We start from the raw sequence: 13307 nt of genomic DNA on the forward strand, positions 1-13307 counted from the left end.
CAGGATGAAAACAGTACGAAAAATATTTAAGCCGGAATATTTTATATTTCTGCTTATTTACTTGGTCATTGCAGGCCTGAATAAAATGGGCGTCATCAATGCTTATCTGTTCCAGGTGATCACCATTGCCGGCATTAACGTTATCATGACGATCAGCCTGAATCTGGTCATCGGAATCACGGGACAGTTTTCCATGGGTCACGCGGGTTTTATGTCCATAGGAGCTTACATAAGCGCGATTGTTACAAGGCTGGCTTTTCAGGTGCTGGAGAGAACGGCGCTCACGGACAACCTTATCTTGCTGGCGGCTGTCATAGCAGGAGGAATCATTGCGGCGGTCTTTGGTTTTATCATCGCCATGCCCACTCTGAAAGTAAAAGGCGACTATCTTGCCATCGTTACACTGGGCTTTGGCGAGATCATCCGCGCGGTATGGCGGGTGGTCGATTATACAGGCGGCGCTCTGGGATTCAGCGGTATTCCTAAATTAACAAATTTTACCTGGGTGTTTGTCATCCTTTTGATCGCCATATATGCCAGCCGGAATTTTATCAAGTCCTCTTTTGGGCGCAGCTGCCTTGCGGTCAGGGAAAATGATATAGCCGCGGAGGCGATGGGCGTTAACTGCCGGAATTATAAAGTGCTGGCTTTTGTGTTTGCGGCGTTCATGGCAGGGGTGGCCGGCGGCCTCTACGCTCATTTGATCCAGTTTATCCAGCCGGATAATTTCTCCGCCGCGAAGTCGACAGATTATATTGTTTACCTGTATGCGGGCGGTGTAGGAACCATCAGCGGTTCCATCTTTGGCGCGGTAGTGCTGACGATCCTGCCGGAGCTTCTGAGATTTTTGAACGACTGGCGTCTCGTTATATACGCGCTGCTCCTGCTCTATATTATTATCTGGAAGCCTTACGGACTGTTTGGAGGAAGGGAATTTAAATTCCTTAATCTGGAAACCATCGAAGCGACAGATTCCAAGCTGGGGAAATGGATACGCAGGAGGCTTAAAAGAAAAAAAGAGGAGGCGAAATCATGAGCAAGCTGGAAGCGAAGCATTTGGGAATACGCTTTGGCGGCTTACAGGCTGTAAAGGATTTCAACCTCACAATGGAATCCGGGGAATTGGTGGCTATCATCGGCCCCAACGGAGCCGGTAAGACGACGACCTTTAATATGCTCACGGGGATGTATCTGCCCACGGAGGGAGAACTGGCGCTGGACGATATCTCCATGGTGGGGAAAATGCCCTATGAGATCAATGAAATGGGGCTGTCCAGGACCTTCCAGAATATCCGGCTGTTCAGCAGCCTGAGCGTAATGGAAAACATACGGATCGCAATGAAGCGGGAAGCAAAATATTCCTTTTTTGAGGCGCTGTTCCGAACAAAAAAGTATAAGCTGGCCGAAAAGCAGATCAATGAGGAAGCCACGGAACTTCTTAAGCTATTTGAGATGGAGGATGTGGCAGGTCTTCAGGCAAAGAACCTGCCTTATGGCGAGCAGCGAAAACTGGAAATTATCCGTGCTTTGGCGGGGAAGCCTAAAATACTACTTTTGGACGAACCAGCGGCCGGCATGAATCCGACGGAGATTGAGGAGGTAATGGGCATCATCGCAAAGGTTCGGAAAATGTACGACGTATCGATCCTGCTGATCGAGCACCACATGAGCATGGTAATGAAGATCGCGGACAGGATTCTGGTACTGGATTTTGGAGAGACTATTGCAGAAGGGACGCCGGAAGAGATTCAGGGCAATCCCAAGGTAATTGAAGCATATCTCGGGAAAGGAGGTGCGGACGAGGATGAGTGATTTATCAATCCAGAATCTCCATGTATCATATGGCAGTGTCAATGCTGTCAGGGGCGTAAGCTTTGAAGTACACGAGGGCGAGATCGTGACGCTGATCGGAGCGAACGGCGCGGGAAAGACGACCATGCTCCGTGCGATTTCCGGGCTGGAAAAGGCAAAGGAAGGCTCAATCCTGTACGGCGGCGCCGATCTTACAAAGCTGCCGGCCCATAAGATCGTGGAGCAGGGAATCGTACATATCCCCGAGGGGCGGAGGATCTTTTCGAATCTGACCGTATACGATAACCTGATAATGGGGGCTCATCTCCGAAAGGATACCGGAGAGGTTAAGGCAGATCTGGAGGACTGCTTTGACATTTTTCCCCGCCTTAAGGAAAGATCAGGACAGCTTGGCGGAACACTTTCCGGCGGAGAGCAGCAGATGCTGGCAATTGCCAGGGGGATCATGACCCATGGAAAGACTATGCTCCTGGACGAGCCTTCCATGGGACTGGCGCCGCTTGTGGTGGAGGAGATCTTTGAAGTCATCAAACGCATTAACAGACGGGGGACAACGATTTTACTGGTGGAGCAGAACGCAAATATCGCCCTTAAAAATGCGGACAGAGCATACGTTCTGGAAACAGGCACTATCGTCAAGGATGGCAGCGCAAAGGATCTGCTGCATGATCCCTCGATTCGCGCGGCATATCTGGGATGCTGATTATATTATTAAAAGAAAGAGGTAAGCACAATGGCTACTAGTTTAAATCCGTATGTTTTGTCGGCCCCTAATTCTAAGATCAGAACAGTATTTAACAAGGTGGACGGAAAAGAGGGGCTTGTAAAATTTGTACTGGGTGAACCCAATTTTGATACGGCTCCCAATATTATTGCTGCCGCGGAAAAGGCGCTGGAGGCGGGACATACACATTATGTTGCAAATGCAGGAATTTTTGAACTTCGCAAAGCAATCTCGGATAAAATGCAGAGAGACAATCATATATATTATGATCCCCAAACAGAGATCATGGTTGCGAACGGAGGAACAGAGGCGATCTGGCTGTCGATGCAGGCAATCATAGAGCCGGGAGATGAGGTGCTTGTCCCCGGACCCTATTGGTCCCCGTATCCGTCTCTGGTCAAACTGCTGCACGCGGTGCCGGTGGTCGTCCCGATGCTCGAAGAGGATGGGTTCATGTATAATATCGAGAACCTGAGGAAGGCGGTGACGCCAAGGACAAAGCTGCTGATTCTCAATACCCCTTGTAATCCGACAGGCGGCATGGCTGATCTGCAGCTTCTGAAGGAAATTGCAGCTTTGGCAAAAGAGCGTGATTTTTATGTTATGTCGGACGAGGTGTACGAGAAGCTGGTATATGACGGAAACGAGCATGTCAGTCTGGCCTCTCTGCCGGGAATGAAGGAAAGGACCATTACGGTCAACAGCTTCTCAAAGTCCTATGCTATGACCGGCTGGCGCGTCGGTTATGTCATGTCAGACGCTAAAATCATCAAATACTGCAATAAGCTGCATGAGCTGGAAGCTTCCTGTACCAATGTTCCTGCTCAGTGGGGAGCTGTTGAGGCGCTGACAGGGGATCAGGCTGTTGTTGATTTTATGCTGGGAGAGTATACGAGACGGCGCAGGATGATTGTTGACGGCCTTAATGCCATAAAAGGGATCAGCTGTGTAGCGCCTAAGGGAACCTTCTATGCTTTTGCGAATATGAAAGGAGCCAATATGTGCTCCGATGAATTCTGCAATCGCCTGATCGACGAGGCCGGTCTGGTGGTGATTCCCGGTGATGCCTTTGGTGAATACGGAGAGGGATACGTCCGTATGTCCTTTGCCGTATCGGATGAAACTATTATAGAAGGACTTAACCGTCTGGATATGTTTATGAGCAAGCTGAGTATTTAAAATGCGCGGATATATAATTGGAGAATTGTGTTCGCTCGGAGTCGCTCTCTGCGATGCGGTGACCTGTACCTGTTTTAACACGGCGGGAAAAAAGATAAATACCTTTACGGTCAATTTCCTGAAAACAGTGACCGCATTGGTATGCGTGGCGGTGATCCGTATGGTGATGTACGGGACGGTCAGCCTGGCGGGGGTGAGTTTGAGGGCTTGGTTTTATCTGAGTCTTTCCGGGCTGATCGGATTTGTATTCGGAGACTTTTTTTATTTTTCCTCTTTTCGGTACCTGCCATACCGCATATCAATGATGATTTTTTATTCCAGCCCCATCGTGACCTCTCTGGCAGCCTGGGGGCTATACGGACAGATGCTGCAGCCTGTGGACTGGGCCGGAGTTTTGTTGATAACCTTGGGGCTGTGCATCGTGTTGCTGGCAAGAAGCCGTCAGGCGGACGGTGCGGGCCAGCGAAAACAGACAGCTCTCGGCGCCGCTTTCGCGGTGCTGGGAATGTTTGGGCAGGCAGGAGGCGTACTTCTCAGCAGCCGGGGACTGCGGCTGATCGAGACAGCCGATGGTTCTCTGGCGGCCAGTCAGGTGCGGATCATCGCTGGTGTCGTGGGGTTTTTTGTCGTGATCCTGGTGGGGAAAAGAGGCGCGGTGACAAGCCGGGTACTGAAATATCCGAAGGAGCTGGGATTGGTGATGATCGGAGGTGTCTGCGGATGTGCCGCAGGGACTACCCTGACCCTGCACTCGCTTAATTATATTCCCGCGGGGATCTCGTCGGCTATAACATCGGTGTCCCCTGTCATGATTCTGCTTTTTACGGCGCTTGTGCTCAGGGAAAAGATCAGGCCGGCAGAGATCATCGGGGCAGTTGTCTGTATCTCGGGTATTGTGGCGTTATCGGTGTGAACAGGAGGCTGGAGGTATGAAGATCGGATTTATCGGGATGGGAAGTGTGGCTTTGGCCATTATTAAAGGAATTAACCGCCGGGAGACGGCAGATTTGGAGCTTTTTGGCTATGACCCTCACAGGGAAAGGGCAGAGGCGCTGGCGGAGCTGTGCAGTCTTAAGGCCTGCGGATCCGATGAGGAGGCGGCGGAAAACAGTGATGTCCTTGTCCTGGCCGTAAAGCCCGGAGAGCTAGCCTCCGCCGCAGAAAGGCTTAAGGAAGCGGATGGGAAGCTCATCATATCGTTGGTGGAGGGAAAGAGACTTGCTTCTATGGAAAAATGGTTTCCCAATTCAGCCATAGCGAGGATTATACCAAATATAAATGCAAAGGTGAACGCTTCTGTTACGGGAATGTGTTTCAATGATAAAGTGACAGAAGAACAAAAACTATTTGTGTCAAAAATTCTTGAAGGAATCGGAACATACATGGAAATAGAAGAACGATTTGCCGGGATTTTTGGCTGTATCGGCAGTGCGGTTCCCGCGTTTACTTATATCTATATCAACGCGTTGGCTGAGGCGGCCCTGAGGGAAGGAATGTCAAAGCAGAAAGCCTTGGAGATAGCTGCCCAGTCTGTTCTGGGAAGCGCCGAGATGCTGCTGAAAAGTGCCGTACACCCCTTTGCACTGGCGGATCAGACATGTTCGCCGGGGGGAGCAGCTGTGGAGGGAGTTCTTATGCTTCACAAGCTGGGCTTTGAGCATGCCGTCCATGAGGCGGCTCTTGCGGTGATCGAGAAGTCCTCGGCTGCGAGTACAGAGGATGAAAGCATTTGACAAATACTCGTTCTCACGGTATACTGTTTAGGCACGACTTTGTCATAAAATTTCCGCACAGCCGGGGAGTTAGCGGTGTCCTGTACCTGCAATCCGCTATAGCAGGGGTGATATCCTGCCGAGGATTACAAACTGTGAAGCTGCCCTTTATAAGTAGCGTTGAAGTCTGGGTCTTACGCAACAAGACCCTGTGAACCGTGTCAGGCCAGGAATGGAGCAGCACTAAACAGGATATCTTGTGTGCCGTGAGGCTGCCTGGACCGAGCTGGCTGTAGAGGTACCGTTTGTGGTGCGTTTTTCGAAGCAGGATGTGCGGATTAAAATAAAACAAAAGAATGTAAAAAGGAATTTCCAGACCGGCATCAGCCGGAAAAGAAATTCCTTTTTTTATTATCTTTTGTTATTTTATATTTCCAAGGGCACAGACTGGAAGTTTACGCAGTCCACTAAGCCACGGTTGGTGAGCCTGAGCTCGGGCAGGCAGGCCAGAGGAATCAGGGCCATGGTCATGAACGGAGAAGGCATGGAGCAGCCGATCTTTTCCCAGGCGCCCTCCAGGCTTTCTACCATACGGCTCATCTCTTCCACTGGTTTGTCGTTCATCAGCCCGGCGATGGGGAGGGGAACGGTACCCAGGACTTGTCCGTTTTGAACGGCAGTCATGCCGCCGCCGCACTGGATCAGGGTATTGGCGGCCAGGGCCATATCTTCGTCATTCGTACCGATGACCAGCAGATTATGCGCGTCGTGGGCTACGGTAGAGGCCATGGCCCCGCAGGTGATGCCGAACCCTTTGACAAACCCAAAGCCTTTTATGCCGGTATTGTGATGTCGTTCGAACACGACAGTCTTAAGCGCATCCTGGGCCGGATCGGATTCCAGAAATCCGTTCTTAGATTCCAGAGTGATGTGGCGTTCGTAGGAGCCGACCTTCGCGGGGATGACCTCGATCGCCCGCACCTCGGTCCGCCCGGACTTGGCCGGTATCCGGAAAGTCTCCGCTGTAATAGTATCCTTGACATGCATGGAATGAGTGGCCCATTCGGGATAGGAATAGGGAGCAAAATCTTTCCGCATGGCTCCATTTTCCGCCGCCAGCTCACCGTCGATCCATACCTTGGAGATCTTTAACCCTTCCAGATCCTCCAGCAGGACCATATCGGCGCACTTACCCGGGGTTATGCTCCCAAGCTCGTGATCCATCTGGAAGCATTGGGCACAGTTGATGGTCACCATCTGGATGGCGGTTATGACGTCGATCCCTTCTTCCACGGCGCGGCGCACAATGTAATCAAGATGTCCTTTGGAAAGAAGCGTGTGGGGGTGGGTGTCGTCGGAGATCAGTGTGGCGAAGCGGGTGTCGACCTTGTGTTCGGTAATGCTTTTCGCCACTTCCTTCAGATCGTGCCACGCGGATCCTTCGCGGAACATGGCGTACATGCCGAGACGCATCTTTGCCAGCGCGTCCTCCGCTCTGGTGGATTCATGGCAGCAGCGGACGCCGGACGCGATATAAGCGTTCAGCCCTTTTCCGGTTTCCGGCATGGAATAATGGCCGGTGACGGTCTTGCCCGCTTTCAGAGCAGCGCCTGTGATTCCATGGGTATGTTCAGAGGAAGAGAGAATTCCCGGAAAATTCATCATTTCTCCCAGGCCGACACATTCATCCCAGTTCATGGTCTCTGCGACCTCCTCCGGTCCTATGAAAGAGCCGGTGTCCTCAAAGCCCGGGACCGCAGGGACGCAGGAGGGAGTGGTCAGCATGGCTTTGAGAGGCGTTCTGGAGGCGTCCTCCAGCATACATTTCACACCGTCGAGTCCCAGCACGTTGCAGATTTCATGGGGATCCATGTAGATACCGACAGTACCGTGAGGGATGACAGAACGGGCGTATTCTCCAACACCCATCATGGAGGATTCAACATGTATGTGGCCGTCCAGGAAGCCCGGCGAGAGGTATTGCCCGCCGGCGTCTATGACCGTGGTCTCCGGGCCGATACAATGTGAGGCGTCCCCGACGAGGGCGATACGCCCGCAGGAGACTGCCACAGAAACGTCCTCCATTATTTCATGGGTGCAGACGTTGATTAATCTCGTATGGGTGAGGACCAGATCGGCCGGTACGCTGCCCCCGGCCACAGCGGCCAGGGTACCGCTGACTTCCCAGAGCGGTCTTTTGCAAAAAGTATTGATCATAGAATTTCCTCCTGTTCAAAGTGATTTGGATATTGAAGCTATTATATCATGGAACGGCCTAAAAAACATCCATGGAAAATCTTCAAAGACCGCCGGCAGGACGCGGAAAGAATTTATAGTTTTAGGCTTGGGGCTTGCTCCTTATCTTTGTTTATTATATAATAGTATTGAATTTTATTTTCGATTTCGGGTATGTAATAGAATGTGGCGGTTATGAGAATATGAGCAGAGGGAGGCGGTTTTATGATGAGAATCGGTATGTTGACCAGTGGAGGCGACTGCCAGAGTCTGAATGCGACCATGCGCGGTGTGGCAAAAGCCTTGTATGAGATGTATGACGATGTGGAGATCATCGGCTTTGAGGATGGCTATAAGGGTTTGATCTATATGAATTACCGCATTATGCAGCCGGAGGATTTTTCCGGTATCCTGACGGAGGGCGGCACGATTCTGGGCACCTCCAGACAGCCGTTTAAGCTGATGCGTGTCCATGATGAAAACGATCTGGATAAAGTAGAAGCGATGAAGCACACCTATAAGAAGCTCCGTTTGGAATGTCTGGTGGTCCTGGGCGGGAACGGAAGCCAGAAGACGGCAAACCTGCTCCGTGAAGAAGGACTTAATGTCATCGGCCTTCCGAAAACCATAGATAATGACCTTTGGGGAACCGACATGACCTTTGGATTCCAGAGCGCGGTCGATATTGCAACCAACGCGATCGATTGTATCCACACTACGGCAGCCTCCCACAGCCGTGTGTTTATTGTAGAGGTCATGGGGCACCGGGTAGGATGGCTGACTCTGAACGCCGGTATGGCGGGCGGGGCGGACATTATTCTGATACCGGAGATTCCATATGATATCAATTCCATCGTGGCGGCGTTAAAGAAAAGAGAAAAAGCAGGAAAAGATTTTTCCATCATAGCGGTGGCGGAAGGAGCTATTTCCAAAGAAGATGCGGGGCTCAGCAAAAAAGAGCTGAAGAAAAAGAAGGAATCGAATCTGGTCTATCCGTCCGTATCATATGAAATAGGGGCCCAGATTGAAGAACGTACAGGCCTGGAGGTCCGGGTAACGGTGCCGGGGCATATGCAGCGGGGCGGCGCGCCCTGTGCCTATGACAGGGTCCTGTCTTCCCGCTTGGGCGCGGCGGCGGCTAAGATGATACGTGACAAAGAATATGGGTATATGGTGGCGGTAAAAAGCCGTGAGATCTCAAAAACTCCACTTGACGAAGTGGCAGGCCGCCTGAAAATGGTGGATCCTGAGGCGTCGATTATTGAAGAGGCGCGGCTTTTGGGCATAAGCTTTGGCGATGAACCGGCGGACGAACCGGCCGGAAAGTAATTGATGTTATAAGATACAGGCAGGGCGGGTCCGTGACCCGTCCCCTTTTCTCTTCCACCTATGCGGGTTGTTCCGCACAAAAGGCTTGAGAAACAGGACAGACAGAGAAAGGCAGTAAGAGTCATGGCATATACGGCGTTATATCGGAAATGGCGGCCCGGGACCTTTGATGATGTCAAAGGACAGGACCACATTGTTACCACATTGAAAAATCAGATTAAGACAGGAAGAATCGGGCATGCGTATTTGTTCTGCGGCACCAGAGGAACAGGAAAGACTACCATAGCGAAGATATTGGCAAAGGCGGTCAACTGTGAACATCCGGTGGATGGAAATCCGTGCTGTGAATGTGATACCTGCAGGACCATAGCAGCCGGAAATTCCGTTAATGTGGTGGAGATTGATGCGGCCTCCAACAACGGCGTGGACAATATACGGGAAATACGGGATGAGGTTCAGTATTCCCCGGCGGAAGGAAAATACAGAGTCTATATCATTGATGAGGTGCATATGCTGTCCACGGGTGCGTTTAACGCGCTGCTTAAGACATTGGAAGAGCCGCCGTCTTATGTGATCTTCATACTGGCGACCACGGAAGTCCATAAAATACCGGTCACCGTTTTATCACGGTGCCAGCGGTATGATTTCCGGAGGATCTCCGGAGACACGATCACTGCGCGCCTGATGGAGATGGCCGCGGCGGAACAAATAGAGGCGGAAGAAAAGGCTGTCCGCTATATTGCGAAAAAAGGAGACGGCTCCATGCGCGATGCCATCAGCCTGTTCGACCAGTGCGTGGCGTTTTATTACGGACAGAAGCTGACCTATGAAAAAGTGCTTGAAGTGCTGGGGGCCGTGGATAATGAGGTGTTCAGCGGATTATTGAGGGCGGTCGCATCGGGAAATACGGTGGAAAGTATTCGTTTGGTGGAAGAGCTGGTGATCCAGGGGAGAGAATTGACTCAGTTTGTACTGGACTTTACCTGGTATATGAGAAATCTTCTGCTTCTGGAGGCCACAGATGGCGAAGAAGACGTGTTGGATATGACGGCTGAGGACATCAAAAGGCTGAAGGAAGAGACAAAGCTTATAGACAGTGAGACACTGATGCGCTATATTCGGATATTTTCAGAGCTTTCCAGCCAGATGCGGTATGCTTCCGGCAAACGGGTGCTTTTGGAGCTTGCGGTGATAAAGCTAACAAAGCCCCAGATGGAAGAAAATATGGATTCCCTGCTGCAAAGAGTGAAGGAGCTGGAGAAACGTCTGGATAAGGGTGATTTTCTGCTTCCGGAGGGCGCGCTCCAAACGGGAAGCGGACGGCAGGGGGGCAGCATTGGGAATGTAAATACGGAGGGCTTGCCGCCGGAGCTGGCCGGCGCTGGGGATAAAGGGCAAAAAAAGGTGGTGGCTCTTCCAAAAGCACAGTATGAAGATCTGCAGCTTATCCGGGAGCAATGGGGCCGTATTCTCAAGGAACTGGGAGCGTCTATCAGACCGGCGCTCTCGGAAGCAGTTGTGGAACCCTTTGGCGATAATACTATCATGCTGGGATTCCGCGATGAAACGTTTTACATGATCGGCGGAAGGGAACAAGTATTAGAGCAGCTGGCAGATTATGTTCGGGCGAACTATGAGAAAGAAATGGAGTTTCGCGCCAAGCTGCTGGCAGAAGGTGAAAATGCGGATACTCAGTATGTCAGCGAAGAAGAGTTGAAATCAAAAATTCATATGGACATCGTAACGGAAAATAGTTAGAATGATAAAAGATTCAAGAAAATAAGGAGGAGTTCTCACATGGCAAAACGTGGAGGATTTCCGGGCGGCATGCCTGGAAATATGAACAATCTGATGAAGCAGGCACAGAGAATGCAGAGACAGATGGAAGATGCGCAGAAGGAATTTGAGACGAAAGAGTTTACCGCGTCTGCTGGAGGCGGAGCGGTAGAGGTGACCGTATCCGGCAAAAAGGAGATCACGTCCGTGAAGCTGGCGGAAGAAGTGGTGGATCCGGAAGATATTGAGATGCTTCAGGATCTGATTATGGCAGCTACCAATGAAGCGCTCCGGCAGATGGAAGAGGCTTCTTCGGCGAATATGTCCGGCCTGGCAGGCGGACTCGGCGGAGGCTTCCCCTTCTGATGGATTATTACAGCAGTAAGATCACAGCGTTAATAGAAGAGCTGTCCAGGCTGCCCGGCATAGGAGCCAAGTCTGCCCAGCGTCTCGCGTTTCATATTATAAACATGCCAGAAGAGCGGGTGAAGCGTCTGGCGGAGGTTTTGGTAGAAGCGAAACAGGGAGTACGGTACTGCCGTGAGTGCTTTACGCTGACGGATAATGAGCTGTGCCCCATTTGCGCCAGCGATAAACGGGATCATGGCACTATAATGGTAGTAGAGAGCACCAGGGATCTGGCGGCGTATGAAAAGACCGGGCGTTACGACGGTGTATATCATGTGCTGCATGGAGCGATATCTCCGGCATTGGGAATCGGTCCGGCGGATATCCGGCTGAAAGAGCTGATGACCAGGCTCCAGGGAGATATATCAGAGGTGATCATTGCCACGAATTCAAGCTTGGAAGGGGAGACGACAGCCATGTATTTAAGTAAGCTGATCAAGCCGACGGGCATTAAGGTGACCAGGATAGCGAGCGGAGTGCCGGTGGGCGGCGACCTGGAGTATATCGATGAAGTGACCCTGCTCCGAGCGCTGGAGGGGAGGACGGAACTGTGACCGTCCGGCATATATGAAAATAATAAAAAAGAATCTCGCGCTGCGGGATTCTTTTTATTTCATCGGAAAGTGCGCCCTAAGAAATAAAATCCCCTTCCGGGCAGAATGCACACGATGTACAGAGAAACTTTCTTGACAGCTAATGTCTGCTAGACAAATATAGCCTGTACAAGAACCATGTATAAAAGAGTCCCGCCGCCGATGCTGAAGAGAAGGTTATGCTTCCATTTATGTATCAAGACGACAAAGGCGCTGGCCAATAGCTCCGGTATGCCGAAGGGCCATGCGAAAAATTGGATGTCCTTGAAGCAGTAGACGATCAGCATGCCGATGATGGCGTAGGGCAGAACGCGGCCTGCATAAGAAACAAAATCCGGCGTCTTCTTATTGGCAGGAAACAGGAGGAAAGGAAGCAGCCTGGTCAAAAAGGTGACTGCGGCGACGGTAAGGATCGTAAGGATCACGGATATCATGCGGATTCCCTCCTTCTGAGCATAGTTAAAGAAAAGAGCAGACAGACCATAGCTGCGGGTATAAACCAGCTGGTGCCGAAAAGCAGCCTGCAGGCAACGGTAATGACGATTCCCAGGACGGCCGGCAGATGATTTTTGCTGTTTTCCCATTGGTCTACAAATATTACAATGAAAAGGGCGGTCATAGCGAAATCGATTCCTTCGGAATTAAAGGGGATCAGGTTTCCGGCCACATTTCCAATCACGCCGCCTAGAATCCAATAAAAATGATTCAGGGCTGCAATGAAAAAGAAAAACCATTTTTTGCTGACTCCGTCCGGCGGATTGGCCGAACAGAGGAGTGAAAATGTCTCATCCGTAAGTGAAAAGATCATGTAGGGCTTCAGCTTACCGGAATCTTTAAATTTATCCAGCATGGAAAGACCATAGAATAAATGCCGGGCATTGACCATAAGTGTAATGAAAAGCGTGGACAAAAAATTAAAAGGAAGCGTTAGAAGCTCTATGGCAACGAACTGCATAGAGCCGGCATAAATGATCACGCTCATGAAAATAGCCCATCCTACATGAAAGCCCTCGCTGCTCAGAAGAACGCCGAAAGCGATGCCCAGAAACAAATAACCCATGAAAACAGGCAGCGTTAAAGGAAACGCCGCCCGGAACGCTTTTTTTATCATATGAAAAACCCCTTTGCCTATATTTTCCTCATTGCTATTATAGCTATTTCATCTTCTGTATGCAACATTTTTGAAATTACAGTTAATTTTGAATAATATGACATTTATATCAATTAATTAGCAAAAATAAAATAAAAAAACTAAAAAAATGTCTTGACAATCGAAATCGAGTGTGCTATTATACAGTTACAACAAATAAACAAATAACAAATCCTCACAACAAAAGAAGCCCATAGAAGAATCTGACGAGAAAGGATTCGGGAAAACAGATCAGATGTAAAGGAATCTGGTTTGGTAAAATCAATACAGAGGAAGTAAGGAGTCAGTGGCGATTGCATAGGAATATCAATCAAAATTAGACAGAACCAGCCGATGGATGATAAAAAAAGCTTCTTCGAAACAACAGGGACGTATTACAGGAATAAAAG

The 13307-nt window shown here is 50.3% G+C and carries 13 protein-coding genes and 1 other RNA gene; 11 read left to right on the forward strand and 3 right to left on the reverse strand.

Annotation, left to right across the window (positions count from 1 at the left end; translation table 11 throughout):
- Window positions 1–4 precede the first annotated feature (4 nt).
- From H9Q78_RS08865 to ffs, 7 genes are all read left to right on the forward strand, one after another.
- Window positions 5–1036, forward strand: a complete 1032-nt coding sequence (locus tag H9Q78_RS08865; RefSeq protein ID WP_249301090.1) for a branched-chain amino acid ABC transporter permease — start codon at window positions 5–7, stop codon at window positions 1034–1036.
- Window positions 1033–1812, forward strand: coding sequence for an ABC transporter ATP-binding protein (locus H9Q78_RS08870; RefSeq protein ID WP_249301092.1), 780 nt, complete (start codon window positions 1033–1035; stop codon window positions 1810–1812). Before H9Q78_RS08865 ends, H9Q78_RS08870 begins: the two co-directional genes overlap by 4 nt.
- Window positions 1805–2515, forward strand: a complete 711-nt coding sequence (locus H9Q78_RS08875) for an ABC transporter ATP-binding protein (protein ID WP_249301094.1) — start codon at window positions 1805–1807, stop codon at window positions 2513–2515. The genes H9Q78_RS08870 and H9Q78_RS08875 overlap by 8 nt, the downstream gene beginning before the upstream one ends.
- A 30-nt stretch (window positions 2516–2545) precedes the next feature.
- Entirely contained in the window at window positions 2546–3715 is a 1170-nt protein-coding gene (locus tag H9Q78_RS08880) for a pyridoxal phosphate-dependent aminotransferase (protein ID WP_249301096.1), read from the forward strand.
- Between the two features lies 1 nt (window position 3716).
- Window positions 3717–4628 (forward strand): DMT family transporter, encoded by a 912-nt coding sequence (locus tag H9Q78_RS08885; RefSeq protein ID WP_249301098.1) that lies wholly within the window; start codon window positions 3717–3719, stop codon window positions 4626–4628.
- 16 nt (window positions 4629–4644) lie between these two features.
- Entirely contained in the window at window positions 4645–5448 is an 804-nt protein-coding gene (proC, locus tag H9Q78_RS08890; RefSeq protein WP_249301100.1) for a pyrroline-5-carboxylate reductase, read from the forward strand.
- Between the two features lie 53 nt (window positions 5449–5501).
- Window positions 5502–5764: signal recognition particle sRNA large type (gene ffs, locus H9Q78_RS08895), an RNA gene on the forward strand.
- 89 nt (window positions 5765–5853) lie between these two features.
- On the opposite strand, the gene ade is transcribed toward ffs, so the two are convergent.
- Window positions 5854–7644: an adenine deaminase gene (ade, locus tag H9Q78_RS08900; protein ID WP_249301102.1), complete on the reverse strand. Its 1791-nt coding sequence runs from the start codon at window positions 7642–7644 to the stop codon at window positions 5854–5856.
- A 243-nt stretch (window positions 7645–7887) separates the two neighbouring features.
- Here ade and H9Q78_RS08905 point away from each other — a divergent pair, with 243 nt between their 5' ends.
- The 4 genes from H9Q78_RS08905 (at window position 7888) to recR (ending at window position 11729) form a co-directional block, all read left to right on the forward strand.
- Window positions 7888–8991, forward strand: a complete 1104-nt coding sequence (locus H9Q78_RS08905) for a 6-phosphofructokinase (protein WP_249301105.1) — start codon at window positions 7888–7890, stop codon at window positions 8989–8991.
- A 123-nt stretch (window positions 8992–9114) separates the two neighbouring features.
- Window positions 9115–10749: a DNA polymerase III subunit gamma/tau gene (gene dnaX, locus H9Q78_RS08910; RefSeq protein WP_249301107.1), complete on the forward strand. Its 1635-nt coding sequence runs from the start codon at window positions 9115–9117 to the stop codon at window positions 10747–10749.
- Between the two features lie 39 nt (window positions 10750–10788).
- Entirely contained in the window at window positions 10789–11133 is a 345-nt protein-coding gene (locus H9Q78_RS08915) for a YbaB/EbfC family nucleoid-associated protein (protein ID WP_249301109.1), read from the forward strand.
- The gene (gene recR, locus H9Q78_RS08920) at window positions 11133–11729 is read left to right on the forward strand and encodes a recombination mediator RecR (protein WP_249301111.1); all 597 of its coding nucleotides are present in this window, start codon (window positions 11133–11135) and stop codon (window positions 11727–11729) included. Before H9Q78_RS08915 ends, recR begins: the two co-directional genes overlap by 1 nt.
- Window positions 11730–11878: 149 nt before the next feature.
- On the opposite strand, the gene H9Q78_RS08925 is transcribed toward recR, so the two are convergent.
- Entirely contained in the window at window positions 11879–12202 is a 324-nt protein-coding gene (locus tag H9Q78_RS08925) for a branched-chain amino acid transporter permease (protein WP_249301114.1), read from the reverse strand.
- The gene (locus H9Q78_RS08930) at window positions 12199–12879 is read right to left on the reverse strand and encodes an AzlC family ABC transporter permease (protein WP_249301115.1); all 681 of its coding nucleotides are present in this window, start codon (window positions 12877–12879) and stop codon (window positions 12199–12201) included. The genes H9Q78_RS08925 and H9Q78_RS08930 overlap by 4 nt, the downstream gene beginning before the upstream one ends.
- Window positions 12880–13307 lie beyond the last annotated feature (428 nt).

It is taken from the genome of Qiania dongpingensis, assembly GCF_014337195.1.
Classification (GTDB): domain Bacteria; phylum Bacillota; class Clostridia; order Lachnospirales; family Lachnospiraceae; genus Lientehia; species Lientehia dongpingensis.

Excerpts from the sequence above, each read along its gene's own strand:
- H9Q78_RS08880 (WP_249301096.1), top strand. The coding sequence starts at position 2,546 with ATGGCTACTAGTTTAAATCCGTATGTTTTGTCGGCCCCTAATTCTAAG.
- H9Q78_RS08915 (WP_249301109.1), top strand. The coding sequence starts at position 10,789 with ATGGCAAAACGTGGAGGATTTCCGGGCGGCATGCCTGGAAATATGAAC.
- H9Q78_RS08870 (WP_249301092.1), top strand. The coding sequence starts at position 1,033 with ATGAGCAAGCTGGAAGCGAAGCATTTGGGAATACGCTTTGGCGGCTTA.
- proC (WP_249301100.1), top strand. The coding sequence starts at position 4,645 with ATGAAGATCGGATTTATCGGGATGGGAAGTGTGGCTTTGGCCATTATT.
- H9Q78_RS08925 (WP_249301114.1), bottom strand. The coding sequence starts at position 12,202 with ATGATATCCGTGATCCTTACGATCCTTACCGTCGCCGCAGTCACCTTT.
- H9Q78_RS08930 (WP_249301115.1), bottom strand. The coding sequence starts at position 12,879 with ATGATAAAAAAAGCGTTCCGGGCGGCGTTTCCTTTAACGCTGCCTGTT.
- recR (WP_249301111.1), top strand. The coding sequence starts at position 11,133 with ATGGATTATTACAGCAGTAAGATCACAGCGTTAATAGAAGAGCTGTCC.
- H9Q78_RS08905 (WP_249301105.1), top strand. The coding sequence starts at position 7,888 with ATGATGAGAATCGGTATGTTGACCAGTGGAGGCGACTGCCAGAGTCTG.
- H9Q78_RS08865 (WP_249301090.1), top strand. The coding sequence starts at position 5 with ATGAAAACAGTACGAAAAATATTTAAGCCGGAATATTTTATATTTCTG.
- H9Q78_RS08885 (WP_249301098.1), top strand. The coding sequence starts at position 3,717 with ATGCGCGGATATATAATTGGAGAATTGTGTTCGCTCGGAGTCGCTCTC.
- H9Q78_RS08875 (WP_249301094.1), top strand. The coding sequence starts at position 1,805 with ATGAGTGATTTATCAATCCAGAATCTCCATGTATCATATGGCAGTGTC.
- ade (WP_249301102.1), bottom strand. The coding sequence starts at position 7,644 with ATGATCAATACTTTTTGCAAAAGACCGCTCTGGGAAGTCAGCGGTACC.
- dnaX (WP_249301107.1), top strand. The coding sequence starts at position 9,115 with ATGGCATATACGGCGTTATATCGGAAATGGCGGCCCGGGACCTTTGAT.